General features: G+C 63.4%; 22 protein-coding genes. 11 read left to right on the forward strand and 11 right to left on the reverse strand.

What is annotated here, in order from left to right; genetic code table 11:
- Positions 1-31 precede the first annotated feature (31 nt).
- From J8C05_RS02685 to J8C05_RS02700, 4 genes are all read right to left on the reverse strand, one after another.
- The gene (locus tag J8C05_RS02685) at positions 32-421 is read right to left on the reverse strand and encodes a response regulator (protein WP_211422669.1); all 390 of its coding nucleotides are present in this window, start codon (positions 419-421) and stop codon (positions 32-34) included.
- A complete protein-coding gene (locus J8C05_RS02690) occupies positions 418-2,592 on the reverse strand; it encodes an ATP-binding response regulator (protein ID WP_211422670.1) in 2,175 nt (724 codons plus the stop codon). Before J8C05_RS02690 ends, J8C05_RS02685 begins: the two co-directional genes overlap by 4 nt.
- Before the next feature lie 32 nt (positions 2,593-2,624).
- Positions 2,625-3,902 (reverse strand): serine--tRNA ligase, encoded by a 1,278-nt coding sequence (serS, locus tag J8C05_RS02695; protein WP_211422671.1) that lies wholly within the window; start codon positions 3,900-3,902, stop codon positions 2,625-2,627.
- A 92-nt stretch (positions 3,903-3,994) separates the two neighbouring features.
- Positions 3,995-5,584 (reverse strand): acyl-CoA mutase large subunit family protein, encoded by a 1,590-nt coding sequence (locus J8C05_RS02700; protein WP_211422672.1) that lies wholly within the window; start codon positions 5,582-5,584, stop codon positions 3,995-3,997.
- A 186-nt stretch (positions 5,585-5,770) separates the two neighbouring features.
- On the opposite strand from J8C05_RS02700, the gene J8C05_RS02705 reads away from it, so the two are divergent.
- Both J8C05_RS02705 and hpt read left to right on the forward strand, forming a co-directional pair.
- Entirely contained in the window at positions 5,771-7,690 is a 1,920-nt protein-coding gene (locus tag J8C05_RS02705) for a GGDEF domain-containing protein (RefSeq protein WP_211422673.1), read from the forward strand.
- A 48-nt stretch (positions 7,691-7,738) separates the two neighbouring features.
- Positions 7,739-8,290: a hypoxanthine phosphoribosyltransferase gene (gene hpt / locus J8C05_RS02710; RefSeq protein WP_211422674.1), complete on the forward strand. Its 552-nt coding sequence runs from the start codon at positions 7,739-7,741 to the stop codon at positions 8,288-8,290.
- A gap of 24 nt (positions 8,291-8,314) precedes the next feature.
- Here the strand turns inward: hpt and recJ are convergent, their stop codons facing one another.
- Complete coding sequence (gene recJ / locus J8C05_RS02715) at positions 8,315-10,072, reverse strand: single-stranded-DNA-specific exonuclease RecJ (protein ID WP_211422675.1); 1,758 nt, start codon at positions 10,070-10,072, stop codon at positions 8,315-8,317.
- 97 nt (positions 10,073-10,169) lie between these two features.
- Here recJ and J8C05_RS02720 point away from each other — a divergent pair, with 97 nt between their 5' ends.
- The 3 genes from J8C05_RS02720 (at position 10,170) to ahcY (ending at position 13,067) form a co-directional block, all read left to right on the forward strand.
- A complete protein-coding gene (locus J8C05_RS02720; protein ID WP_211422676.1) occupies positions 10,170-10,310 on the forward strand; it encodes a hypothetical protein in 141 nt (46 codons plus the stop codon).
- Positions 10,311-10,516: 206 nt separating this feature from the next.
- A complete protein-coding gene (metK, locus tag J8C05_RS02725) occupies positions 10,517-11,665 on the forward strand; it encodes a methionine adenosyltransferase (protein WP_211422677.1) in 1,149 nt (382 codons plus the stop codon).
- A 118-nt stretch (positions 11,666-11,783) separates the two neighbouring features.
- Entirely contained in the window at positions 11,784-13,067 is a 1,284-nt protein-coding gene (gene ahcY / locus J8C05_RS02730) for an adenosylhomocysteinase (protein WP_211422678.1), read from the forward strand.
- 44 nt (positions 13,068-13,111) lie between these two features.
- Here the strand turns inward: ahcY and J8C05_RS02735 are convergent, their stop codons facing one another.
- The 4 genes from J8C05_RS02735 to J8C05_RS02750 form a co-directional block, all read right to left on the reverse strand.
- The gene (locus J8C05_RS02735; RefSeq protein ID WP_211422679.1) at positions 13,112-14,200 is read right to left on the reverse strand and encodes a hypothetical protein; all 1,089 of its coding nucleotides are present in this window, start codon (positions 14,198-14,200) and stop codon (positions 13,112-13,114) included.
- Entirely contained in the window at positions 14,200-14,646 is a 447-nt protein-coding gene (locus J8C05_RS02740; RefSeq protein WP_058866646.1) for an ATP-binding protein, read from the reverse strand. Before J8C05_RS02740 ends, J8C05_RS02735 begins: the two co-directional genes overlap by 1 nt.
- Before the next feature lie 87 nt (positions 14,647-14,733).
- The gene (locus J8C05_RS02745) at positions 14,734-15,528 is read right to left on the reverse strand and encodes an ABC transporter ATP-binding protein (protein WP_281503760.1); all 795 of its coding nucleotides are present in this window, start codon (positions 15,526-15,528) and stop codon (positions 14,734-14,736) included.
- A gap of 12 nt (positions 15,529-15,540) precedes the next feature.
- Complete coding sequence (locus tag J8C05_RS02750; protein WP_211422680.1) at positions 15,541-17,013, reverse strand: HlyD family secretion protein; 1,473 nt, start codon at positions 17,011-17,013, stop codon at positions 15,541-15,543.
- Between the two features lie 266 nt (positions 17,014-17,279).
- Here J8C05_RS02750 and J8C05_RS02755 point away from each other — a divergent pair, with 266 nt between their 5' ends.
- From J8C05_RS02755 to rpoZ, 4 genes are all read left to right on the forward strand, one after another.
- On the forward strand, positions 17,280-18,641 hold the full coding sequence (locus tag J8C05_RS02755; RefSeq protein WP_211422681.1) for an amidohydrolase family protein: 1,362 nt from the start codon (positions 17,280-17,282) through the stop codon (positions 18,639-18,641).
- A gap of 138 nt (positions 18,642-18,779) precedes the next feature.
- Positions 18,780-19,661 (forward strand): YicC/YloC family endoribonuclease, encoded by an 882-nt coding sequence (locus tag J8C05_RS02760; protein WP_211422682.1) that lies wholly within the window; start codon positions 18,780-18,782, stop codon positions 19,659-19,661.
- Positions 19,651-20,319, forward strand: coding sequence for a guanylate kinase (gene gmk, locus J8C05_RS02765; RefSeq protein ID WP_246840732.1), 669 nt, complete (start codon positions 19,651-19,653; stop codon positions 20,317-20,319). Before J8C05_RS02760 ends, gmk begins: the two co-directional genes overlap by 11 nt.
- Positions 20,316-20,588 carry a DNA-directed RNA polymerase subunit omega gene (rpoZ, locus tag J8C05_RS02770; protein ID WP_246840733.1) on the forward strand — a complete coding sequence of 91 codons (273 nt, stop codon included), beginning with the start codon at positions 20,316-20,318 and terminating at the stop codon, positions 20,586-20,588. Before gmk ends, rpoZ begins: the two co-directional genes overlap by 4 nt.
- Positions 20,589-21,842: 1,254 nt before the next feature.
- On the opposite strand, the gene J8C05_RS02775 is transcribed toward rpoZ, so the two are convergent.
- Positions 21,843-23,771: an amidohydrolase gene (locus tag J8C05_RS02775; protein ID WP_246840734.1), complete on the reverse strand. Its 1,929-nt coding sequence runs from the start codon at positions 23,769-23,771 to the stop codon at positions 21,843-21,845.
- A 10-nt stretch (positions 23,772-23,781) separates the two neighbouring features.
- A complete protein-coding gene (locus J8C05_RS02780) occupies positions 23,782-25,140 on the reverse strand; it encodes an MFS transporter (RefSeq protein WP_211422684.1) in 1,359 nt (452 codons plus the stop codon).
- A gap of 164 nt (positions 25,141-25,304) precedes the next feature.
- Here J8C05_RS02780 and ygfZ point away from each other — a divergent pair, with 164 nt between their 5' ends.
- Positions 25,305-26,423, forward strand: a complete 1,119-nt coding sequence (gene ygfZ, locus J8C05_RS02785; RefSeq protein WP_211422685.1) for a CAF17-like 4Fe-4S cluster assembly/insertion protein YgfZ — start codon at positions 25,305-25,307, stop codon at positions 26,421-26,423.
- Entirely contained in the window at positions 26,420-26,785 is a 366-nt protein-coding gene (locus tag J8C05_RS02790) for a hypothetical protein (protein ID WP_211422686.1), read from the forward strand. Before ygfZ ends, J8C05_RS02790 begins: the two co-directional genes overlap by 4 nt.
- The last annotated feature ends 26 nt before the right edge of the window (positions 26,786-26,811 follow it).

Below are 26,811 nucleotides of genomic sequence, written 5' to 3' on the forward strand. Positions count from 1 at the left end.
GGCCGGTGCAGGTTTTTGTCGGATGGAAGTGTTACGACGCCTGGTGGGAGCGGTCGGGGTGGGCCAGAAGCTGCTGCACAACCCGCTGCACGGCGTCGGGGCTGGCCGGTTTGGCCAGATAGGCGTCACAGCCCGCCGCCCGGAAACGGGCTTCGTCTTCCGTCATGGCATGTGCCGTCAGCGCAATGACTGGAACGCGCGCCAACGCCGGTTGCGCCTTGATGCGGCGTGTGGCTTCCAGCCCGTCCAGATTGGGCAGGGAAATGTCCATGACAATGACATCGGGATGAAACTGCGCCGCCGCTTCCACTGCGCTGAGTCCGTCGCCCACGGCGCAGACTTCATAGCCTTCGGCTTCCAGCTCCAGCGTGAGGATTTCCCGGCTGTCAGCGTTGTCTTCCACCACGAGAATGCGCGTCATGACAGCATGTTTTCCACGGAGTCGGTGAACCGGTGGCTCTGTCCCGCCTGGTGGCGGAAGGGCGTTTCCTGTTCGATCTTCTGAAGGTTGTTGAGCAGCCACGTCCGGTCGAGCGGCTTGGGATGGTAGCCGATGACCATGGGAAACTCGAAGGCCGTCTGGGCCATCCGCCGGTCAGCCTGGCTGACGACAATAACCGGGATGTGCTTGAGCATGGGGTCTTCCGCCAGCCGTTCGAGGTAGGTCAACCCGCTGATCCCGGGCAAAATCAGGTCAAGGACAACGACACGTGGACGTAGCACCGCCGTGAGTTCGAGACCTTCGGTGACGTTGCGTGCGCTGATGACCGTGTAACTGGTCAGGTCGAGCATGGTTTTCAACTGTTGCGCCAGGTCCGGTTCGTCATCAATGCACAGGACAATGCGGTTGTCCGGGGCAGGACATGGCAGGGCGATCGGCTTTTCGCTGGCTTCCATCCTTTCGTGCTCCCGCAGGCGGAGGGGGAGCCGCACGCGAAACACCGATCCCTTGCCCACTTCGCTTTCGACTTCAATGGTGCCATCCAGCAGAAGCACATTTTTCCTGGCAATGGAGAGACCGAGGCCGGTGCCGCCGTACTTGCGGGTGGCCGAGCCGTCCACCTGGCGGAATTCCTCAAAGATGTGCGGCAGGTCTTTCCCGGCGATGCCAATTCCCGTGTCCCGCACTTCGAGGGTAAAGGTTTCCCCGGACGGGTCCACGTCGAGGGTAACGGTGACGCTGCCCTGTTCGGTGAATTTGAGGGCATTGGAAACCAGATTGGTGACGATCTGGCGCAGCCGGGCCGGGTCCGTCACCGCCGGGGGCACGTGGGACGGCGGCGTGAAGCTCAGGGTCAGGCTTTTGGCCCGGGCCAGCGCGTCAAGCGGCGCAATGGTTTCGGACAAAAACTTCACGAGGTCCAGTTCACTGACCTGAGTTTCCATCTTGCCGGCGGCAATTTTCGAGAAATCCAGGAAGGTGTTGATGAGTTCGAGCAGGTTCGTCGAATTCTCGGCAATGCGGGTCAAAGCCCGCATCTGGGCCTCGGAAAGCGGGCCGTAGCGACCACGCTGGAGCAGCGAGGTGTAGCCAATGATGGCGTTGAGTGGCGTCCGCAGTTCGTGCGACATGTTCGCCACGAACTCGGACTTGAGCCGGTTGCTCTCCATGACCGCCAGGTTGGCGCGGCGCAGGTCTTCGTTGATTTTGCGCAACTGGCGCTGGTTTTCATACAGCTCGGAGTTGGCCAGCAGAAGTTCCTGGTTGGCGCTCATCAGGTCAACGGAACGTTCCTCGACCTTCTCTTCGAGGGTTTGGGCAAAGGATTCCAGCTCGGCGACGTAGTGCTGGAGGGTCTCGCGCGTCCGTACGAAAGCGCGCGCCAGGGCGCCGAGTTCGTCGTTGGCCGTGGTCGGGATGGGATAGGTGTAGTCGCGCCGCGCCATGGCGCGTACGCCCTCCAGAAGCTGGCCGAGCGGTTGCGTGACGAAGTACCGGAGAATGAGCGAGAAAAAGGCAATGATGAACAATCCCGTCAGCGTCACTTCCAGAAACAGCAGCTTGAAGTGGTCAATGATGAGCATGTTCATCCGGTCGGCGCGGGTGTGGACGGCAACCAGTCCCACCACGGAGCCTTCCGGCCCGGCGCGCAGCGGGGCATAGGCGGAAATCCAGGTGCCATGCTGGTCAGTATAGACATCCGTTGCCAGTGGTCCCTGGCGCCGGAGGACCTGCCAGGCTTCCGGGCGCAGTTCATGGGAGGGGGCGCGCTCCGTAAAAACCGGCATCCAGCCTCCGTCCTGCCGGTAGAACAGATCAATCGGCTGCTCCAGTTCGTTGGCGCGCTGAAGGTCAAGGAGTCGTGATCGCACCACCGCGGGCAGGCGGGTTTCAGCGTCCTGTTCCAACGGGATGAGGGGCGCGTCAATCACCGCCGCGGCCGTGGCGGCAATGTGCTGCAAGTGGCGGCTTTGCTCGGCAATCTTGTCGCGCCGGAGGTTGCGGTAAAACAGGTAGTCCACGCCAAAGATGAGCGGCGCAGCGCACAGCAGTGTGGTGAGCAGGATTTTGTAGTGCAGGCGTCCGTGGAGCGGCGGCTCCTCGCTGACCTGCCCGGCGGTTTGTTCCGTCGTGGTTGGAACTTCGCTCATGCGCGACTCCCGAAGCGGTGCGGTGCCAGGTCTCAGGCCAACCGTTCGCGTCCCTCCAGGTAGGGGCGCAGCGCCGGTGGAATGACCACCGAGCCATCGGCCTGCTGGTGATTTTCGAGCAGCGCCAGCCACGTCCGCCCAACCGCCAACCCGGAGCCGTTGAGCGTGTGGACGAACTCCGGCTTCATACCAGGTTCGCGCCGGAAGCGGATGTCGGCGCGGCGTGCCTGGAAGGCTTCAAAGTTGCTGCACGAAGAAATTTCCCGGTAGGTCTGCTGGCTGGGCAGCCAGACTTCCAGATCGTAGGTTTTGGCCGCCGCAAAGCCCAGATCGCCGGTGGCCAGCACGACCTTGCGGTAGGGCAGTTCCAAACGCTGCAACACCGCTTCTGCGTTGGCCGTCAGGCGTTCGAGTTCCGCGTAGCTGTCTTCGGGTTTGACAAACGCCACGAGTTCGACCTTGTCAAACTGGTGCTGGCGGATAAGCCCACGGGTGTCGCGGCCATAACTGCCGGCTTCGCTGCGAAAGCAGGGCGTGTAGGCAACATACCGGATGGGTAGTTGCGCGCCGTCGAGCACTTCACCCCGGTGCAGATTGGTGACCGGGACTTCAGCCGTGGGAATCAGGTACAGACCGCGCTCATCGGTCAGCTTGAACAGGTCCGGCTCGAATTTGGGAAGCTGTCCCGTGCCAAACAGGGCCTCGCCATTGACGATGAACGGTGGGAGCACTTCCGTGTAGCCGTGTCCGGTCAGGTGCAGGTCGAGCATGAAGCTGATGAGCGCCCGTTCCAGTTTGGCTCCCAGCCCCTTGAGGACGGCAAAGCGCGCGCCTGACACCTTGGCAGCGCGTTCCAGGTCCAGAATACCGAGCGCCGTGCCAAGTTCGACGTGGTCCTTGGGGGGGAAGTCGAAGTGGCGCGGTTCGCCCCAGCGCGCGACTTCCTGGTTGGCCGATTCATCGCCGACCGGGACAGACTCGTGGGGCACGTTCGGAATGATGCGCACGAGTTCCTGCAGGCGCTGTTCGACACTTTCCCGTTCAGCTTCGAGGGCTTCAATGCTGGCCTTGAGTTCCCGCATTTCAGCACGTTTGGCTTCCGCTTCGTCCTGCTGCCCGGCCTTGAGCAGCGCGCCAATCTGGGGACTGACCCGGTTGAGCGCAGCTCTGCGCTGTTCGACTTCCGCAATCAGCCGCCGGCGCGTGGCGTCGAGTTCGGTGAAGCTGTCAAGCGTGAGATCGGTGCGGCGGTTGAGCAGGGCGCGACGAACGAGGTCGAGGTGCTGGCGGATGAAATCAAGGGCAAGCATGGCTGTGAAATGGGTTGCGGAAAGAAAACCGGGTTCACCGGCCGGAAATACGGTTTCAGACCGTCGGGACACCGCCCGGAAGCGGTTCCGGCCTAGAAGACAACCGTTTCCTGGTATTCACCGAAGACGCGGCGCAGGCGGTCGGAAATTTCGCCTACGGTGGCGTACCGTTCAACAGCATCGAGAATGTAGGGCATCAGGTTGTCCGTCCCACGGGCGGCGGCTTCAAGGGCGTCGAGGGCAGCCGTGCAGGCGGCTGTGTCGCGCCGTGCCCGCAGACTGCGTACCCGTTCAACCTGCGCGCGTTCGATTTCGGGATCAATGCGCTGGATGGGAATGGGGTGCTCTTCGGCAACCTGGAAGCGGTTGACGCCGACGACAATGGCTTCGTTCCGCTCCACGGCGCGCTGGTAGTCAAAGGCGGCCTGCTGGATTTCACGTTGCGGGAAACCCTGCTCAATGGCCGCCAGCATGCCGCCCAGCGTGTCAATCTTTTCAATGTAGGCGGTGGCCTGCCGTTCGAGTTCATCGGTCAGGGCTTCGATGAAGTAGGACCCGCCGAGGGGGTCAGCTACGTCGGCGACACCGGACTCATAGGCGAGCACCTGCTGGGTACGCAGGGCAATCCGGGCGGATTCCTCCGTCGGCAGTCCCAGGGCCTCGTCTTTGCCGTTTGTGTGCAGCGACTGCGTACCGCCCATCACCGCCGCCAGCGCCTGCACCGTCGTGCGAATGACGTTGACTTCAGGCTGCTGGGCCGTGAGCGTGCTGCCGGCCGTTTGCGTGTGGAAGCGCAACTGCCACGCCTTGGGCTGGGTGGCTTTGAACCGCTCGCGCATGATGCGGGCCCACATGCGCCGGGCCGCGCGGAACTTGGCGACTTCTTCAAACAGGTTGTTGTGCGCGTTGAAGAAAAACGACAGGCGCGGGCCAAAGGTATCCACGTCGAGGCCGGCGGCAATGGCAGCTTCGACGTAGGCAATGCCGTCGGCCAGCGTGAAGGCAATTTCCTGGGCGGCCGTCGCCCCGGCTTCCCGGATGTGGTAGCCCGAAATCGAAATGGTGTTCCAGTTGGGCACCTCGCGGGCGCAGTAGGCAAACAGGTCGGTGATGAGCCGCAGGGAGGGGCGGGGCGGATAGATGTACGTCCCGCGCGCAATGTATTCCTTGAGAATGTCGTTCTGGACCGTGCCGTTGAGTTTGTCGGGGGTGACGCCCTGGCGCCGGCCGACGGCGATGTAGAGGGCAAGCAGAATGGGGGCCGTGGCGTTGATCGTCATCGAGGTCGAGACCTGGTCGAGCGGAATACCGTCAAACAGCACGGCCATGTCTTCGAGGGAATCAATGGCGACGCCGACCTTGCCCACTTCTCCCAGGGCGAGGGGGGAGTCGGAGTCCAGCCCAATCTGGGTCGGCAGGTCAAAGGCCACGCTGAGACCGGTCGTGCCCTGCGACAGCAGGTAGCGGTAGCGGGCGTTGGATTCCGCCGCGGTGGCAAAGCCGGCGTACTGCCGCATCGTCCACAGCTTGGCGCGGTACATCGTTGCGTGAATGCCGCGCGTGAAGGGGTACTCGCCGGGCTTTTCGTCGGTGGGGGGCGGGGCGTCGGCAGGCAGGTAGTAAGGCTTCAGCTCGATACCCGATGCGGTCCGCCGCTTGGTCTCAGCTTTTTTGGATGACATAGGGCTATGTGTTCACAGGACGTATGCAGAACAACGTCCGTCGGGTGGCGCACCGGCCATACCCAACGGCGCGTGACAAGATGATAGTGTGTCGTTGGCGTGTTTGCTACATTGTCATCCCACACTGCCACCCTTGATTTCCCTGATCAGGTCGTACTTCCGGGGCTGATACTGTGAGCTTTGTGTATGCCGTCGCGCTTTGCCCGAACGCCCTTTGGGCTGCCCTACAAGCTGCTGATATGGGGACTCGGCCTCGCTTTCTGGTCGCTGGTCATCGTCATCGAACTGAAAGTGCTGCGGGGGCTGTGGGGTGATCTGTTCGGACTCTTTCGCCAGCGCGATGGGCTGGCCGCGGCGGTGTTTCTGCTGCTTCTGATGGTGTGTGCCTTCCTGCGCCGCCGGTCGGACGCCTACGCCCATCTGCTGGCCGAAGACGGATTGATGGTGCTGTTCGTGCTGGTTTTCCCGACGGAACTGACCATCACGCTGCTCGGTCTCGCCGGCGTACTGGAATCCATCAGTCAACACGCCGAACGCTTGCAGCGACGACTCCCGATGGGCGACTGGTTGATCGTTTTGGGCGAGATCATCTTTCAGGGAGGTGTCGCTGCCTTCATCGGACTGACCGGAAGCACCGTTGAGCAGGCCGGCCATTTCAGCGAATGGCACCTGGCGCCTCGGTTTGGTCTGCGGGAACTGGTGGTGATTCCGCTTATCTACCTTTCCATCTTTACCATGCGGGTGAGCGTTTCGTTCCTGACCCTGTGGACGCGGGGCATCTCGCTGACACTGTTTCTTCAGGACGTGCGCGCGACCCAGTCGGTCATCACGTTTCTGGCTGAATTTGCCACCGTGGTGCTGTCCATCATGATTGCCGTGGTCTATGCGCGGCTGGACTTTCTGCCCGTGGTGGCGCTGGGCACGGTGCTGGTGGCGTTGGTGGCGCTGCTGAGCAAACAGGCCGAGGCAGCGGCGCGCCAGCAGCGGACGATTGCCGAGATGAAGATTCTCGTCGGAGTCGGGCGCGCCCTGAGTAATCCGGCGCAAACCCGCCGGGAGTTGCTCAAAACACTCTACCAGGAAGGGCGTGACCTGTTCCGCGCCGATTCGTTGGCGGTGTATCTGTTTCCCGAAGACGACCACCGGCCCCAGACGCTCGAATGGCAGTCGGTGACAACGGCGCGCCCGAAGTCAGAACGCCGGGGAACAAACGTGCCGGATTTCCAGCAGAGCGGGAACTGGACGGCGAACAGTTCCACCGGAGAGCAGGTGGCGCTCCTGCCCGAAATGGATGCCCTGGGTTTGGCTGAATGGTGTGTGCAGCACAAGCAGGCGCTGCGGCTTCAGGACATCGAGCGCGAGGCGGCGTTGTACAACTACCGGTGGCTGACCGAACGCCTGCCCTATCGCTCCTGGATGGGCGTGCCACTGGAGGCCGAAAAAAAAGTGCTGGGTGTCATCAGCGTGGCCAGTCAACAGCCGCAGGCTTTTTCCGAACAGGACGAAGAAATGCTCCGCGCCCTGGGACAGCAACTGGTCGGGGCGCTCGAAAAGGCCCGGCTCTATGAACTGGCCACCATAGACGGGCTGACCGGGTTGCTCAATGCCCGTGCTGTCCGGGCCAGACTGGCTGAGGTCTTTGCCAAAACCCTGGCTGATAATGGTCAGATGGGTGTCCTGATGTTTGACATTGACTTTTTCAAAAAGGTCAACGACACCTACGGCCACGAAGTCGGCAACGAGGTGTTGCAATACCTGTCCAAGCTGGTCAGAAGCAAACTGCGGGATACCGACATTGCCGGACGCTACGGCGGTGAGGAATTCATCGTGATTTTGCCACAGACGCCGGTCAAAGGAGCGCTCGATGTCGCCGAACGCCTCCGCCGGCATATTGCCGCCCGTCCCGTTCCGACGACCGCCGGAGAACTGCCCATCACGGCCAGCTTTGGGGTGGCCTACCTTCCCATGCCGGGAGTGACAACGCCCGACAAACTCGTGGAGGTGGCCGACCAGGCACTCTATGCCTCAAAGCGCAACGGACGCAACCGGGTCACATTGGCGTCGGAGCCGGGTGTGTCGGAGTCCGAAACCTCGGCTCCGGCGTAGCCCCTGGGGGCGCCGTCCCAAGCCCAACGCTTTTTCGGGAGAAATGCCATGTCGGAGTTTAGCCAGCCGCAGTTGACCGTGCTGTTTGATGCCGGGCAGATACAGGCGCGGATTCGGGAACTGGGCGCGGCCATCACCCGCGACTACGCCGGGCAGTCGCCGCTGCTCGTGGTGGTGCTCAAGGGGGCCGTCCCGTTTGGGGCCGATTTGGTACGCGCCATTGACCTGCCCATCACGCTCGATTTCATCGCCGTGTCCAGCTATGGCATGGCGACCAAGTCATCGGGCGAGGTGCGCCTGCTCAAGGACCTCGACAGCAGCCTGCGGGGGCAGCCGGTCATCATCGTGGAAGACATCGTGGATACGGGGCTGACCCTCGCCTACCTGCTCGACATGTTCCGCCGCCGCGAAGCGGCCTCGGTGCGGGTGGCGGCCCTGCTGGACAAACCCGAACGTCGCCAGCGGGAGGTGGAGGTATCCTATGTCGGGTTCACCATTCCCAATGCCTTTGTCGTCGGTTTTGGGCTGGATTATGCCGAGCGGTACCGCAACCTGCCGTACGTGGCCATTCTCGATCCAGCGGCTGTAACCGAAGGCTGAAAGGGCGGGCGGTGTTGCCGGTGATCAGGTGGCCAGGCGGATGTCGGTGGCGATGAACTGAAGGCTGGTTCGGCCCTGCCACACGTTGATGTCCGGCCGGCCGAGGACCTCGACTTTGGCCTGCCGGGGGAGTTGTTCGGCATATTCCCGCCGCTGCCACCACAGCACTTCGGCCCGGTGCGGCCCGTCGCCAAGGATGAGCTTGAGGTGCTGATCCTTGAGGATGCGCTGTTCCAGGATGTGACCGCGCAGGATGAACCGTGGGTGTGGGTTGCCGATGCCGTGGGGTTCGAGTTTGGCAAGGCTTTCGACCAGCGGGAGGGTCAGTTCGCCCAGCGGCAGCTCGCCATCGGCAACATACACGCGGGTCAGGGCGTCCGGCGGCAGGACCTGCCGGGCGTAGGCATTGATGCGCTGCTGCAACTCCGGCAACCGTTCAACCGGAAGGCAGAAACCGGCGGCGGCCGGGTGTCCCCCGTAGCGGAGAAAAAGCCCATCCTGGCCAATGGTCTGAAGCGCCTCGATGAGATTGAACTGGGGGATGCTGCGCCCGGAGCCGTGGGCGATACCGTCCCGAATGCTACAGACCAGCGCCGGGTGGTGATGGCTTTCCACGACCTTCGAGGCCGCAATCCCGACCACGCCCTGATGCCAGCCGTCGGTATGGTTGCCGGCCAGGACATAAACCGGATCATCCTGCGGTTGGCTGGCAATCCGGGCTTCGAGCTGGTCCACCAATTGCCGTTGAATGGCCTGGCGTTCGGTATTCCAGGCGTCAATCTGTTGCGCCCGCTGCCGGGCCTCATCCGGTGTGAGGCTGTCGAACAACTGGATGATGCCCACGGTGGTGCCTTCAATCCGCCCGGCGGCATTGATACGCGGCCCGAGGCGGAAGCCAAGGTCGCCGGCCCCGATGGGACGTTCCCTGAGTCCCGCCACTTCAAGGAGCGCGGACAGACCGGGATTTTTCGAGCCGCTGTTGAGACCGCGCAGCCCTTCCGCCACGATGGCCCGGTTGGCCGGGCTGGAGAGGGGAACGAGATCGGCATACGTGCCGATGGCGACGAGCTTGGTCAGGGAGCGGAGAAATGCCTCCCCATTGGGGCGTTCGCCGAGCAGGGCGCGGGCCATCTGCCAGGCCAGCCCACAGGCGGCGAGGTCTTTCTCCGGGTAGGCGTCGCCGACCTGTTTCGGGCAGACCACGACGGCATCCGCCGGAACCCGGCTGCCCAGCGCCGTATGGTGGTCAATGCACACGCCGACGATGCCCTGCGCCCGCGCCATTTCCCATTCGCGGTGGGCGGTGATGCCGATGTCCACCGACACGAGCACCTGAACGCCATCGGCGGCCGCCTGCCCGATGATGCCGGGATTGAGTCCGTAACCTTCCTGTTCCCGGTCGGGAACGTAGTAGGAAACGAAGTCGTCCGTCTGGACGCCGAGTTGCCGCAGCACATTGCGGAGCGTGACCAGCCCGGTCGTGCCGTCGCAGTCGTAGTCTCCGACGATGCGGATGCGCTCCCGGCGCTCCACGGCCCGCCCGATGATATGCAGGGCTTCTGTGAGGTTGCGCATCGGGCGCGGGTCGGGCACGTGGGTCAAATCCGGTGTGAGAAAGGCGGCCGCCTGTTCCGGTGTCGTCAGTCCCCGGTTGATGAGGCAGGTGGCGACGAGCGGGTGAATGTCCAGCGCCTGCGTCAGGCGCTTCACGGCATCCGCCGGCGGGGTGGCTTGTTTCCAGAGAGCGCCGCTGAGGGAGCGGCGGGGGGCATGGACGGACATCGGGAACAGGCATCGGGACGGAATGGGGCACCAGTCACGCGGAGACGCGGAGGCACAGAGATGACACGTTCCACTTACCACGTGACGCACGCCCGATATGACTATCACCAAGAACAGCCGGCAGGTCAAACGGTGGGCATCCGTCGGCATCCGGGGCGCTGCGCGTCCTGCGCGCCCCACCAATCGCTGGCGGGGGCATCAGGGTTGGGGCTTCTCCAGACTGGTTTCGATTCAGTAAGGTGGAAGTGTCGTCGGGCGGGCGGCGGGTTGGCCGTTTTTGTTTCACATGTTACGCTTGCTGACTTTGAACAACACTCAGCCCGATTTTCAACGATGGTTTTTGGTTGCATGCATCTGGACGGTCGGCGGTTGGCTTCAGGCCTTGGCCTTGCGCTGGATGGTGTGGCGCGCATCCAAAACCGCGCATTTTGTGGAGGGTAGGCTTTGAACAACGGCAACTTTCTTTTTTCCTCTGAATCCGTGACTGAGGGGCATCCCGACAAGATGGCCGACCAGATTTCGGACGCCATTCTCGATGAAGTGCTCCGCCGCGATCCCCAGGGGCGGGTGGCGTGCGAGACCCTGCTGGCAACCGGATTGGTGGTCATTGCCGGTGAAATCACCACGACCGCGTATGTGGACTTCCCGACGGTGGCGCGGGATGTCGTCCGGCGGATTGGTTACGACAATGCCGAGTATGGCTTCGACGCCAAGACCTGTTCGGTCATTTCCACCATCAATGCCCAGTCGCCGGACATCGCCATGGGGGTGGATACCGGCGGGGCCGGCGACCAGGGGCTGATGTTCGGCTTTGCCTGCACGGAAACGCCCGAACTCATGCCGCTGCCGATTCAACTGGCGCACCGGTTGACCCAGCGCCTGGCGCAGGTGCGGCGCGACGGCACGCTGGAGTATCTGCGGCCGGATGGCAAAGCCCAGGTGTCGGTCGAGTACCGGGACGGCAAACCACATCGCGTCGCGGCCGTGGTGGTTTCAACCCAGCATGCCGAATCGGTCAAATCCGATGAACTCCGGCGGGACATCGAGCGCCACGTCATCCGCCACATCATCACCAATGGCATGCTCGATGCCGATACCAGGCTGCACATCAATCCCACCGGGCGGTTTGTCATTGGCGGCCCCATGGGCGATACGGGGCTGACCGGGCGCAAGATCATCGTGGATACCTATGGCGGCTATGCCCCGCACGGCGGCGGCGCGTTTTCGGGCAAGGACCCGACGAAGGTGGACCGGTCGGCGGCCTACATGGCGCGCTACATCGCCAAGAACGTCGTGGCGGCCGGACTGGCTGACCGCTGCCAGGTGCAGTTGGCCTACGCCATCGGTGTTGCCGAGCCGGTCTCGATTTATGTCGAAACCTTCGGCACCGGAAAGATTCGCCCGGAAACCATTGTTGAACTCATCCGCGCGCACTTTTCCCTGACGCCCCGTGGCATCATTGAAACCCTCGATCTGCGCCGTCCCATTTACTCTCCAACGGCGGCTTACGGTCACTTCGGCCGCAATGAAGAGAGTTTCACCTGGGAGCGGACCGACAAAGCCGAGGTGCTGCGCAAGGAAGCCGGACTGTGAGTTGCCTGCCCGTGAGTGGTCTGCAAGTCGTTGGCGGCCGGGCCCGGCTCCGTGGGGTGTCCGGCTGTGAAGGGGCTGCCAGGGTTTTTTCCTTATTCCAATCCGAGGACATCATCGAATGAGTACCAGTGTCGCACAAGTCAAACACTATGACGTGGCCGATTTGGCGCTGGCGCCCCTGGGGCGCAAGCGTATTGAATGGGCCGACCGTGAAATGCCCGTCTTGCGGCTGATTCGGGAGCGGTTTGCCAAAGAGCGCCCACTTGAAGGGCTGCGGCTGGTCGCCTGCTGCCACGTAACGACGGAAACCGCCAATCTCGCCCGGGCCCTTCAGGCGGGCGGGGCCGAAGCCGTTCTCATTGCCTCCAATCCGCTTTCGACGCAGGACGACGTGGCGGCCTCGCTGGTGGCCGACTTCGGTATCCCGGTATTTGCCCGCAAGGGGGAGTCCACCGACGACTACCGCAAGCACGTGCTGCTGGCGCTCGACACCAACCCGCACCTCATCATTGATGACGGCGGGGATGTCATCTCGACACTGGTCAAAGAGCGAAGCGATTTGGTGCCCAACGTTCTGGGCAGTACCGAAGAAACGACCACCGGGATTCAGCGCCTCCGGGCCATGCAGGTCAGTGGCGTCCTGCCGTTTCCGGTCATTGCCGTCAACGACGCCCAGACCAAGCACATGTTCGACAACCGCTACGGCACGGGACAATCCACGCTCGATGGGGTGATTCGCGCCACGAACCTGCTGATGGCCGGGCGGACCCTGGTTGTCGTCGGTTACGGCTGGTGCGGCAAGGGCGTCGCCATGCGCGGGCGCGGGTTGGGCGCCAACGTCATCGTGTGTGAAGTCAATCCTATCCGGGCGATTGAAGCCGTCATGGATGGCTTTCGGGTCATGCCCATTGCCGAAGCCGCTACGCAGGGGGATGTGTTCATCACTGTCACCGGCAACCGCCATGTCATTGACCGCCAACATTTTGCTGCCATGAAAGACGGCGCCATCGTCTGCAACTCCGGCCACTTCGACCTGGAACTCAACCTGGTTGCTCTCAAGGAAATGGCGCGTGAGGTACGTGATGTGCGCCCGTTCGTACAGGAATACGAGCTGGCCGAGACCGGCCGCCGCGTCATCGTTCTGGGCGAGGGACGGCTCATCAACCTTGCCGCCGCCGAAGGCCATCCGGCAAGCGTGATGGATATGAGCTTTGCCAATCAGGCGTTGTCGGCTGAATACCTCAAAAAGCACGCGGGAAGCCTCGAAAAAACCATTCACCGCCTGCCGGAAGAGGTGGACCTGGAGATTGCCTCCCTCAAGCTTGAAGCCATGGGCGTCCGCATTGATACGCTCACGGCCGAGATGGTCGAATACATCAACAGTTGGGAGCACGGCACGTAAGCCGGCGTAAGCTGATGCCTGCCGGGGCCGCCGTCCTTTCTGATTCAGGAAGGGACGGCGGCTGTTTTTGTTGGTGGTGATATGGCCGGCGGTGGCGCCGGGCGGCTGACGCTGGGCCGTACCGATGCGCTGGCCGGTACGCCGGCGGTGCTTTCGAGCCGTGCGCCGAGCAGTTCGACATCGTAGCCTTCCCGGCGTACCCGCATGTCGAAATACAGCAGGCAGTAGGCAATGGTCGCCATGGGCAGGGTCAGCAGCTTGCCAAGCTGGTCGGCCACATTGAAGGCCAGGATGAACCAGGTCGGCGTGCGGGTCAGGTCCTCGAAATAGCCGTTGAGAATGACGTACACGAGAAACGGAATGCCAATGGCCGAGATGGCCGCCGACGCAATCGCCAGATCGAAGAGCGTAATCTGAACGACCCGCCAGATCGTTCCCCGCGCCAGTTGCAGGGCGCGAACGATGCTGTCCCACGTCGCGCGGCCCTCGATCATGACCACGCTGGGGATGAGCGCAACCTGCGCCACAGCGGCACAATACCCGACGAAGCCCAGGGCAGTGAGGGCAAACAGCAACAGGGTGAAGAGTCCGCCGGCAAGCACGGACGGGAGATAGCCAAACACCAGGAACGACATGGCGATGGCCGTCCACGCAATGATCATCCCAACGAAGAACAGGCCCGAGATCACCATTCCAAACAGGACATACCCGATAAGTTGCGTCAGAATGAGCGGCCACAGGCGGACGCCTACCATGCGCCAGGTGCGCCAGAAGCCAATTGGCACGTCGAGCATGACGAAATCGGCCACCGTCCGGGTCAGCCCGCCGGTGATGAGCATCAGCAGCAGCGGGCTGATCAGGTAGGTCAGGGAGTAACCAAGGGTCATCCCCAGGATCAGGACAGGCAGTGTGGCGGCCGATTCCCGCAGCCCGGTGAAGGTGTAGGCGATCAGGAGGGTTCCCGTGCAACTGGTCACGACCGGGATGGCCGCCAGCGCCAGCAGGGGAGCGAAGTTGTGCCGGTAGATGTGAACCGCCCGGTCAATGAGATCGCCAGTGGAGAGGGGCTCAAGATCGACCAGTTGGTGCAGGCTCGGCAGTTCGGACGACCGACCGGGAGACAGCGTACCCATTATCGTTCCGCCTTTTTCTTCATCCGCACCTGATTCCCACGGGCGTTGTACTCGACCTCATCCATAATGTGGTAGATGAGCATGACGCCGCGCCCGCAGGTACGCATCAGGCAACTCGGATCGGTTGGGTCGGGCAGGGCATTGAGGTCGAAGCCGTCGCCTTCGTCGGTGATGGTGAACGTCACTTCATCGTGCGTAAACTCGACGACGACGTGAACCTGCTTGGTCGGGTCTTCGTGGTTGCCATGCTTGATGGCATTGGCAATGGCTTCGTCCAGCGCCAGAACGATGTTGGAGTTCGGTTCGGCAATGCCGCGGGCTTCGAGCAGGTTCATCAATTCCTGCAACAGCTCGTGCATGCGCGGGATGACACTGGGGATGACGAACTCCAGGCGGTCAAGCTGCGGGGCCGGGGCGGTCGTCCGGTCGGCAGAATGTCCTCCCATGGGGCCAGGCAAGTCCTTCGGTCTGGGATCGAGGTGGCATGCCCCGGTAGGCTAACACAGTTTGCCCACCGCGCCTATGCCGCGCCGTCACACGGGCTGGGCCTGTCCGGCCAGGGCCAGCGCCCGGCGCTCATTCCGGGTGTCCGTGGCGATGCGTCCGTCGCGGATGGTCAGGACCCGGTGGGCATACGCGGCGATGTCAGGCTCGTGCGTCACCACGATGATGGTGTTGCCGCGTTCGTGAAGGACATCGAGCAGCGCCATGATTTCCCGGCTCGTGGCCGAGTCGAGGTTGCCGGTTGGTTCATCCGCCAGAATGATGGAGGGATTGTTGACCAGCGCCCGCGCAATGGCGACCCGTTGCCGCTGTCCGCCGGAGAGTTCATTCGGGCGGTGGTGCATGCGGTGCGCCAGGTCAACCTGTTCGAGCGCCCGCCTGGCGCGTTGCAGCCGTTCAGCCGCCGGCACGCCGCTGTAGATGAGGGGCAGTTCGACATTGTGCAGGGCCGTGGCACGGGGCAGCAGGTTGAAGGTCTGGAAGACAAACCCGATTTCCTGATTGCGCACCCGGGCCAGTTCATCATCGTTCATGGCCGAAACGAGTTTGCCGTTGAGCCAGTATTCACCTTTGGTCGGCGTGTCGAGGCAGCCGATGATGTTCATCAGGGTGGTTTTTCCTGACCCGGACGGCCCGATAATGGCGATGTACTCGTTGCGCTGGATGGTGAAACTCACCCCGTGCAGCGCGTGGATGACCTCATCCCCCATCCGGTAGGTTTTCCACACGTCTTTGGTCTCGATGAGCGCGGCCGACGGTGTTACGGATTGCGGGCGCAGGGCCGTGGCCGGTGCGGCTTCAAGCGACACAGTGGTACTTTCCATGAGGTTTCCGCTTCATCCTTTGCCTTGGTTGGTCGTTTCCGCCTTGGCGTCGCGGGTGATGGACGTTCCCGGCCGGAGCGTGCGAAGCAGGCGGTAGGGGCCGGTCACGACCAACTGCCCTTCCGACAGGCCCTCGACAACTTCGATGTCCGTTTCACCCAGAATACCCGTCGTGACGGGCACAAACCTCGCCTTGCCGCCTTCCTCGACGAAAACACCGGAAACCTCGTTGCGCTTGGCCGGCTTTTTGTCACCTTCACCGCTGGCGGGAGGCGGCGTTGGAGCGGGGGGCGTCGTCTGAGACATCTCGGATGGGTCGCGGCTGACCAGGGCTTGCAGCGGAACGACGAGGACATTGCGCCGGGTATCGGTGGTGATGACGGCCGTGGCCGACATGCCGGGACGAAGCCGCGCCCGGTCTTTTTCAGATGGTTCAAGGCGAATTTTGACCTTGAAGTTCTTGGCTTCCTGGGAAGTCGTGTTGGCCGCAATCGTCTGCCCGGAGCGGGTCACGGCGCTTTGTCCGACTTCGGCCACCTGGCCGGGAATCTCGGTGTCGCCCAAAGAGTCCACCTTGACCTTGGCCGGCTGTCCAATCCGAACGTTGGCAATGTCGGTTTCGTCCACCTGGACTTCGACGTTGATTTCCGACATGTCAGCAATCGTCATCAGGGGCGTAGTATTGAAGTTGGCAACGGCAAATTCGCCGACCCGCACGGGCAGGCTCGACACCACACCATCAATGGGCGACTTGCGAATGGTCTGGTCGAGGAAATACTGCGCATTCGTCAACTGTGCCTGGGAGGCTTTGACGCGCTGCCAGGCCGATTTGCTGGATTCTTCAGCCCGCTGAACCGCAATCTCGGCGTCCTTGACAACCTGCCGGAGGCGTTCGATCTGAACGAGCTGGGCGTCGTAGGCGGCCTTGGCGACCTCGTAGTTGGCCTGCGCCGTGTCAAACTCGGCGCGTGACACCACGCCTGCCTCAAGCAACTCGGTGGTGCGCTGCAACTGAACCTTCTGCAAGTCGAGCTGGGCTTTGAGCCGGTTGAGATCAGTTTCGGCCGCAATGAGCTGTGCCTTGTTCTGGGTGACGAGATTGCGGGCGCTCAGAACCTGGGTCTCAGTGGCGCGGGCATCCTGCTCGGCCGCGCGATAGTTGGCTTCGGCGCTCTGCTGCGAGGTCAACTGCTGGGTGGGGTCCACCTTGACCAGGGGTTGCCCTTTGCGAACCACGTCACCCTCTTTGACAAAAATATCCGTCACGCGCCCCGGAACTTCGGCCGTGAGGTTGTACAGCGCCACCGGACGCACTTCGCCGGAGGCTGAGACTTTGGCCTCAAGCAACTCACGCCGTCTGACCGGCTCAATCTGGACGCTCAGCGCATCGGTCCGCCGCGTCAGGAGGCTGGCCGCGACGATTCCGGCGATGAGCAGGGTCACGCCGCCAACGATGAAAAGTTTTTTGGTTCGACTCAGTGCCATAAATGTGGGAGCCTCAGACCCCTGCCAGGTTGGAAGATATTGGCTATGCACCGGGCTGGAATGTAACGCGGATGTTTACGCCGCAGGGGTACGGAGAGTTTCATGAAAAAAATGCACCGTCGGGCAGAGGTGGGGCAGAAGTCAGGTCGAAATGCTGCGCCGGGGCAGGTTTTTTAAATCGCCTTGGGCATGATAATCCGTCGGACAGGCAGACTGTGTGTGGCGGCATACTTTGATGCCGGTGACTTCATTCCGGGCAGGCGCACATGACAGTTCTTTACACAGCCCAGTGGGTGCTTCCGGTGGCCACCTCGCCAATTCAGGACGGGGCCGTTGCCGTCGCCGAGGGGCGCATCGTGGCGGTGGGGTCCGAAGCCGAAGTGCGTGCCCGCCTGGCGCGCCTGGGGGCGCTCGAAACCGTGGCCCTGGGACGCGCCGCCCTGTGCCCCGGTTTCGTCAATGTCCACAGCCACCTGGAGTTGACGGCGCTGCGCGGCCGCCTGGAAGACCTGTCGTTCTTCGACTGGATTCGGACCCTGACCCGTCTGCGCGGCGAGCAGATGGCGGCCGCGGATTTGGAAGTCTCGGCGCAGTGGGGTGTTGTCGAGGCGGCCCGGGCCGGCATCACGACCCTGGCCGATACGGAAACTTCCGGCGCAGGTTTTCGCGCCCTGTGCCAGGGTGGACTGCGCGGCATCGCCTATCAGGAAGTCTTCGGCCCTGACCCGATGCAGGCCAAAAAAAGTCTCACCGGCCTCAAGCGGCGGCTGGAAGCCCTGCGCCCGGCGGAAACCGACCTGGTGCGGCTCGGCATCTCTCCCCACGCCGTTTATTCCGTGTCGTCCCTGCTGTTCCGGCTCGTCATCGAATACGCCGAACGGCAGGCGCTTCCGGTGGCGATTCACTGTGCCGAATCCCAGGCCGAGGATGATTTTCTGCGGAGCGGACAGGGACCCTTCGCGCAGTTTCTGCGGGAGCGCGGCATTGCCTGGACGCCGCCCCGGGTGTCAACCATCCGGTATCTCAGCGACCTGAATGTGCTGCGGGTCAAGCCACTGCTCATTCACGCCGTACGCGCCACGGAAGAGGACATCGGCCTGCTGACCTTCCACGGCGCCAGCGTGGCTCACTGCCCAAAATCCAATGCCAAGTTCGGGCACGGCATCGCTCCGGTCAGCCGGATGCGCCAGCGGGGCGTGCGCGTCGGGTTGGGCACGGACAGCGTGGCCTCCAACAATGTCTGCGACCTGCTCGATGAAGGGCGGTTCGCCCAGCTTCTCAGCCGCGCCACCCAGGGCGACGGTCAACTGCTGCCGGCGGCCGCCCTGCTCCAGTGGATGACGCTGGATGGCGCGTGCGCCCTTGGGCTGGATGACCGCATCGGCACGCTCGAAGTCGGCAAGGAAGCCGACCTCGTGGGGATTTCCCTCGCCGGCCCGCATCTCGAACCGGTCTATGACCCGGTGGCGGCGCTTGTGACGGCGGCCACCGGACGGGATGTGGTGCTGACGGTTGTCCAGGGGCGGGTGATTTACGACGGTCAACGGGTGCTGACCCTGGACGAAGACCGGCTTCGGGAGCATTTGCGGCAGTTTGCCGGGCGGCTGGGTACGGTTCACGGAACGTGAGGGGCGTTACCGGAAGAGGTCAGTCCGGTGCTGCTGGGCCGGTGATGTCCAGGAATACCGGGTTTTTGGTATAGTGCGCCCTCTGACAACACCACAGTCCGGCTGCCAGCCTGCGGAGATACGAAAGGATACCGGCCGATGAACAGCATGACCGGCTTTGGCCGTGCCAGCCTTACCACCGATGAGTTCTCCCTGACGGTCGAGCTGCGGACGGTCAACAACCGGTTTCTCGACATTCAGGTGCGGTTGCCCTCCGAGTTGGCAGCGGCTGAAGTGCCGTTGCGCAAGCTCATCCAGGCGCGGCTGCAACGGGGGCGGGTTGAAGCCACAGTGAGTCTGGTTCAGCAGCGCCCGGTGACGTTTCAGGTCAACCTGCCGCTCGTGCAGGGCTATGTGGCGGCGCTCCGGCAGGCGCAGGCAGCAACCGGCGTGGCCGGGGACTTTGACCTCAGTCTGATTGCACGGCTGCCCGGCGCAATCCAGCCGGTCACGGAGACCGATGCCGCCTTTACCGCGCGTCTTGCAGAAGGGCTGCTGACCGCAGCCGGACAGGCCCTCGACGCCCTGACGGCGATGCGCCAGACGGAAGGCGCGGCCCTGGCGCAGGAGATTGCCGCCCGACTGGAACAGATTGCCGCGCGCATTCCCGAAATCGAAGCGGCGGCGGCACTGGTGTTCGAGAACCAGCGCGCCCGGCTGGAGCGCCGGATGCAGGCCCTGCTCCGTGACCTCGGCAGCCTGGATGAGACCCGCCTGGCGCAGGAAGCCGCCTATGCCGCGGAACGCTGTGACATTACGGAAGAAGTCGCCCGTCTGCGGAGCCACGTGGCGCAGATGCGTGACCTGCTGACCAGTGACGCCGCCGGAGTCGGCAAGGCAATGGATTTTCTCTTACAGGAAATGAACCGCGAAGTGAATACGATGCTGTCCAAAACCAGTGACACCACGGTTCACGACGTGGCGCTTTTCATCAAGACCGAAGTCGAGAAAATCAAGGAGCAGGCCCAGAATGTCGAGTGACCGGCCGCATTCTCTTCGTCGCGGCATGCTGGTGGTTGTCTCCGCGCCGTCGGGGGGAGGGAAATCCACGCTCCTGAGTCGTCTGCTGAAGTCAGTGGACAATCTCTACTATTCGGTTTCCTACACCACACGCCCGCCACGTCCCGGCGAACGGCACGGCGAGCACTACTACTTTGTCTCGCCGGACGACTTCGAGCGCATGCGCGAGCACGGGGAGTTCCTGGAATCAGCGCTGGTGCACGGTCACTTTTACGGTACGCACCGGAAGTTCGTCGAAACGCGCCTGGAACAGGGCCACGATCTCATTCTCGACATTGATGTGCAGGGCGCGGAAAGCGTGGCCAACATCATGCCGGAAGCGACCCGGATTTTCATCATGCCACCCAGTTACGAGGTGCTGCGCCAGCGGCTCTGCGCCCGTGGGAGCGATCAGCCCCAGGTCATCGCCCGGCGGCTGCGCAATGCCACACAGGAAGTGCGGCGCTTTCGGGAGTTTCACTACGTCATCGTCAACGATGACCTTGACCGTGCGCTCCGGTCGCTCATCTGCATCATTACCGCCGAGCGCGAGCGATGGCGCCTGTCGGAAAAATGGCTCGAAGCCATCGTGGACACGTTTGATGCTGAATCTTTGCCACTGGAGGGAGAGAAGCTATGACGACGCCGACAACGACCAATGAAATGGAAACCAAGCCGACTGAAAACCACATTCACCGTTTTCCCGACAGCAAGTATCGCCTGATCCTGGTGGCGGCGGCGCGCAGCAAGCAGCTTCAGAAGGGACGCGAGCCGCGTCTGCGCTCTTCCAGCCACAAGCCAACCCGCATTGCGCTGGAAGAAGTCAGCCAGGGGTTGGTGCCCTTTGAGGTCCTTCCGCCGCGTCAGTCCACCATCCCCCACCATGAGGATGGCATTATCAGCGTTTGAAGCGGATGACCGGTTTCGCGCCGTGGTCGCAACCGGTGCGAACCACCGGGCGGTGGGCTACGGCCCACGCTCCCCAACTGAGGTCGGTACATCATCCTGCCCCCGGATGACGACCGGACTTTTCCATGGTGAAGCGTCCTCACTTCGCCGAACTTCTGTGGATGAACGGCCTCCGGTGGGTCAGCCCCGAAGTGCGTATCACTGCGCCGATGGAGGGTTTGCCCGGACCAACCTGGGGGTGCTGCCAAATCTATGCGAATGATAGCCAGCCGCACCGAAGACGCCTGGCACGGGCTACGTCAGCCGGGCGCTTACGAGTGGTGGTATTTCGATGCCCTGTCTGAAGACCGCGAGTATGGGTTGGTGGCGATCTGGTTCTGTGGCATTCCTTTTTCGCCCGACTACAACGCCCACTTCGAGGCTTACGAACGTGGGCGCGCCCTGCCGCCCGACCCGTGTGACTACGCGGCCTTTTCCTTTGCGCTCTATCACCGTGGGCGGCCGATTGCCTACGCGCTCGTCGAGTACGACACCTTCACCGCCTCGACGACCCGGCCGATGGTCAGCGCCGGGCGCAACCTGTTGACCTACGACCCGGCAACGGCGACCTATCACCTGAACGTGGATGTGGATTTGACTGAAGTCACCACGCCCATTCCGGTCGCCATTGGCCGCCGGCTGACCGGAACGTTCAGCTTTCGCAATCTGAACGAGAACTGGCTTTCCCCCGAGTTGGTGGCTTCCAGCCGGGGGCTGATGGAGCAGGCGCTGGGAACACACACCTGGAATCTGGTGGCGCCGGTCTGTGCAACGCAGGGCGCGCTGGAAATCACCGGAGCGAACGGGCGGTGTGAACGGCGTGTGGCCTTTGCCGGGCGTGGCTACCACGACCACAACTACGATCCCGTTCCGATGTCGCGCGCCATCAACCGCTGGCACTGGGGACGCTGCTGGCGCGGCGACCGCATGCTGATTTACTACCGCAACGAACCGCTGCCCGGACAGCCCGGCGCGTTTTCATTCGGAGCCGTTTTTGACGGCGAGCGCCCGGAACTCGTCACCGACGCCATCGAGGTGACGTTCGAGGCCCAGCGGCGCAACTGGCTGGGGCTGAAGTATCCGCACCGTCTGCATGTAACCCTGCCTGCGACCGGCGAAACCTGGACCATTCGCCAGCAGCACATGGTGGATTCCGGGCCCTTTTACATCCGCTTTCTCAGCGGAGCGGGCCCGGATGACGATGCCCATGGCGTTTCAGAAACGCTCGATGGCCGGCGGCTGCGGTGGCGACTGTTTCGCCCGATGATCAACACCCGCATCCAGCGGCCGCCCAGCCGCGCCAACCTGCTTCCAGCGCCAGTTGTGCGGTTGGGGCGCACGGCGCTTATCTGGCTGGTTTCCTGAGCCTGTCCCGGCCGGGGCGCTGTTGCCGGTTGTGGGTTCCTGAGCGCGGAACACGACCTCGCCGCCAATGATGGTCATCCGGCAGCGTGCCCGGAGGATGTCCGTTTCCGGGATGGTGAGCAGGTCAGCGGAAAGAACGGTGAAGTCAGCGCGCTTGCCGACGGCTATCGTGCCGGCAAGGTCTTCTTCAAAGGCCGCATAAGCTGGCCAGAGGGTCAGCATTTTCAACGCTTCCAGGCGGCTGACCGCCTGCTTTGGATGCCATCCCGCACCGGAAAACCCGGTCAGGTCTTTCCGTGTCACAGCCGCATAAAACTCGATGAGGGGTTCACCGCGTTCGACGGGCGCATCCGAGCCGCCGGCAATGATGGCTTTGCCATCGAGCAGCGACCGCCAGGCATAGGCTCCGGCCAGACGTTCCAGCCCCAGCCGGCGCGGGGCAAAGTGCAGGTCACTGATGGCGTGCGAGGGCTGCATGGACGCAATGACACCGAGTTGGGCAAAGCGCGGGATGTCGGAAGGATGCAGAATCTGGGCATGCTCGATGCGCCAGCGCGGATCGCGCACCCGGCGCTGGGCTGGCGGCACTTCAGCAAACACCTGCTCGTAAATGTCCAGTACCTGGCGGTTGGCCCGATCCCCAATGGCATGCGTCTGGATTTGAATGCCGGCGCGCAGCGCCTGCCGGCACAGGGCGCGCAGTTCGTCCGGTGGAGTGAGAAACAGACCTGTGGTGTCGGCGTCGGCGTAGGGGGCCAGCAGGGCTGCGCCGCGTGACCCCAGTGCGCCGTCCATGTACGCCTTGATTGTCCGCATGGTGAAGCGTCCGTTGGCTTCGCCGATGATGGGGCCGCGGCGGAGCAGGGCCGCGACTTCCGCCGGACGGTTGGCCGCCGCGTTGTACACCCGGAGCTTGATAGCACCCGTGCGGCAGAGGCGGCGCAGCAGGTTCGTTTCCAGAAGGGAGCTGCCGGCGTTGTGAATGGTGCACCAGCCGAGCGACAGCTCACGCTGCGCACCGGCCATGGCCGCGCGCTCGTAATCTTCGGGCGACAGGCGGGGCAGCAGCCGCCGGACGAGGTCCTGGGCGCGGTCAATGAGCATCCCGGTTGGTTGGCCGGTGGTCGCGTCCCGCAGGATGTCGCCGCCGGGTGGGTTGGGCGTCTGTGCGTCAATCCCGGCCTGCCTGAGCGCCAGGGTGTTGACCACGCTGGCATGCCCGTCCGCCCGTACCAGAAACACCGGATGCTCCGGCGCGATGGCATCGAGTTCTGCCGCGGTCGGAAAGGTGGGCGGCGTCCAGAAGGTCTCAATCCAGCCGCGCCCAACGATCCATTCGCCTTTGGGTGTCTGGGCAACGCGGGCGGCAACGGCAGCCAGAAAGGCGGCGCGGGTGTTGGTTCCTTCCAGATTCAGGGTCAGTTCGCGTTCGCCGATGCCAAACAGGTGGCAGTGGGCATCGGTGAAGCCGGGGTACATCACGGCTCCGGCCAGGTCCACAAGGCGCGTTTTGGGGCCACGGTAGGTCATGGCTTCGGCCGTGGACCCGACAAAAACGATACGCCCGCGCCGGACGGCAACGGCCTCGGCCCGGGGTTGCCGGTCATCGAGGGTGTGCACGGTGCCGTTGATGAACAGGACATCGGCCGGCGGCGTCCGCCCCGGCGCGGCGGCAGACAATCCCAGCAGTATCCCCAGCAGCATCCCTGGCAGCCACCATCCGGTCGTCCGGTCGGTCGTCCAGCCGTACGTCATCCAGTGCGTCATCCAGTGCGTCATACGCAGCATTTCACTCCGGTGTGTTTTTATCCGTCATCCGGTCTGGCGGAGGGAACGTCATCACCCGCCAGTTGAGAAAGGCCCAGGCGCCTGCCAGCGCCAGTCCCAGCCCGGCCAGACCGAACGCGGCAGTGACCCGCCACCAGTGCGCCAGGCTGCCGGCCAGCAGTCCCCCAATGGCCATTCCGCCCCGGAAACAGACCATGTAGAGACTCACGGCCCGCCCCCGCATGTCATCCGCGACAACCTGCTGAAAACAGGTCGTCACCAGCGCGTAGGTGGCCACCAGAAGCGCCCCGCCAATGAACAGCCACAGACAGGCCAGCCAGAACCAGCCCGTGGCCGCCAGCAGCAGCATGCAGAGACCGAGCGCCGCCTGCGTCGCCAGAATCAACGGCAGGGACTGCGCTTTTTTGGCGACGGTGGCGACCACGATGGCGCCCGTCACTGCGCCCAGCCCTGAACAGGCTGCCAGCCGTGAAAACAGCACTTCATCCCCGTGCCAGATGATCCGGGTGTATTGCGGAAGCAGGGTTGGAACGGCAACGCCCAGGCTGGTCGTCAGGGTGGCCAGAAAGCACAGCCGTCGCCGCATCCGGTCGCCGAAGACATAGCGCATGCCGGTCGCAATTTCCTGCCGCCACGAGGGGCCGGGTGTCGCCGGTATCTGTTGTGGCGGGCGAATGGTGGCCAGGGCAGCCATCACGGCCAGAAACGACAGAGCGTTCAGGGCGAAACAGGTCGCCGCGCCAAAGCGCGCCAGGACCAATCCGGCAACCATCGGCCCGACAACCCGCGCCAGATTGAACTGGATGGCATTGCCGGCAATGGCCTGCGCGACAAACGGTTGCGGCACCAGGTTGGGGAGCAGCGCCAGATAGGCCGGCCCGCTCAGCGCCTGCGCCGTTCCGGTCAGAAAGGACAGCGCCAGGATGGCATACACGAGGGGCAGCCCCATGGCAACGTGCAGCCCAACCAGCAGCGCCAGTGTCAGTGCGCTGGACATTTGCACTGCCTGGGAAAACAGGAGTAGCTTGCGGCGGTCGAACCGGTCGGCCACGGCGCCGCCCACCAGCGATAATCCCAGCATCGGTGCCATGCCCAGAAAGGCATCGAGACCGAGATAAAACGGGCTGCCGGTCAGGTCGAGGACGAGCCAGGCCTGGGCAACCTGCTGCACCCAGCTTCCGATGCTGGAAGTAAAAGCGCCGGCCCACTGGAGGCGGTAATCGCGGAAGGCAAAGGCGTGCAGCGCCTGGGGCAGCCAGGCTGGTATCCCGCTGGACGCAGATGGGTGGGTGGCTTGGGGTGGGTCCGAAAGTGAGGATGTCGGGACGAGCGGCGGCGCTGCCGGTGGAAAACTTGGCATACTTCTATCGTGTGTCGGAGAGTCCCTTTCAGGCAAGAGCCGTGATAATCACAGTTCCGGCACAGATGAAGACGGCCGGACGACGCCGGATGGGTTTGCCTGGAGGGGGCCTCGTGCGGCATGAACGACGCACAGCTTTCGGAAAGGTCGTTGAATAAAGGGTTATGGAGTATCCGCTTGTGACACACCACGCGACACTTGGCGCCGTGCTGCGCCCTGAAGGTGACGGGTCCGTGCCAGCGCACTATGGCCGGTTGGCGGCCGAATACACGGCGCTGGTCAAGCACGCCGGGATCGTTGACCTCAGCGCGCGCGGCTGCTTTGCCGTTGGAGGACGTGACCGGACAACGTTCATCAACGGCTGGGTCAGCCAGCACGTCAAGCCGCTCGTGCCGGGCACCGGGGTCACTGCTCTTTTTCTGACGCCACAGGGAAGGGTCATTGCCGATGTCACGCTGGACTGCCTGCCCGATGAGTTCTGGCTGACGACCGAGCCGGCTGCGGCTGCCATCGTTCACAAAAAGTTGTCCCCGCTGGTGCGCGCCGGTGATTTCCGCTTGACCGATCTGCGCGCCACCCATGCTCTGCTTGGTCTCGTCGGGCTGGCTGCTCCGGCGCTGATCGAGTCGTTGACCGGCGCGCCGCTTGCCACTTGGCGCACCAGCCTGATGGTTGAAAAGGTCGGCGGTGGCACAGAATCTCTCCCGGTTTTTGCACACGAGCGGCTGTCTATTGGCAATGCCGGCGTGCTCGTTGTGCAGCGTCCCCGCTACGGACAGCCGGCCTTTGATCTGTTCGTTCTCCACGAGGCGGCCGTGGAGGTCTGGGCGCACCTGACCGGGGCCGGAGCCACGCCGGTCGGCTGGGATGCCCTGGAAGTGTGCCGCATCGAGCATGGCACCGGCCGTTTTGGGCAGGACTTTGACGACACCACCCTGGCGCCCGAAGCCGGGCTGGGGCATGCCATCAGCTACACCAAGGGCTGCTATGTCGGGCAGGAAACCGTGGCCAAAATCCACTGGCGCGGCCATGACCAGACCGCGCGGCGGCTGACACCGCTGCGCATCGCCAGCGACACCGGTACGGACACCGCGCTGCCGGGGAAAGGCACGCCCATCCTTGCCGATGGAAAGGAAGTTGGACAGTTGACCAGCGTCGTCCGCCATCCCGTGACTCAGGAAGTGCTGGCGCTGGGGTATCTCCGTTCGGCAGTGCTGGCGCAACCCACGGCGCTTGTGGCGGATGGCCGCCCGGTTCACATCCGGGAAGGAGCGGCGGCGTGACCCAGCCTTCAGACGTGCCACCGACGGCGCGCAACCCGTCCGAAAGAGCATCTGCCCCGGCGCTCGACTGGGCGACGGCGGAAGATGCCTATCATCTGGTCAATGCGTTGCTGTCGCAGGTCACGGCGGCCAACGATCTCATCGTGTTGCTGGCCACCCTGCTTGGGGAAGCGTCCCTCAAGCGCGTCGTGGAAACCCACCAGTGGGTGCAGTACCAGTCCAGCCGCCGGCACATGGAGTCCCTGCAAGCTGACTTGGAACGTTTTGCCGCCACGATGCAGCGGCTGGCGGCCGCACAGCCCGACCGCCCTGCCGACTGCCCGGAAGAAGAAACCGGCGTGCCGCCCGACGATGCCACGTGAGGCGTCCGCGCCGGAAAATCCGCACC

It is taken from the genome of Chloracidobacterium sp. N, assembly GCF_018304765.1.
GTDB lineage: Bacteria > Acidobacteriota > Blastocatellia > Chloracidobacteriales > Chloracidobacteriaceae > Chloracidobacterium > Chloracidobacterium aggregatum.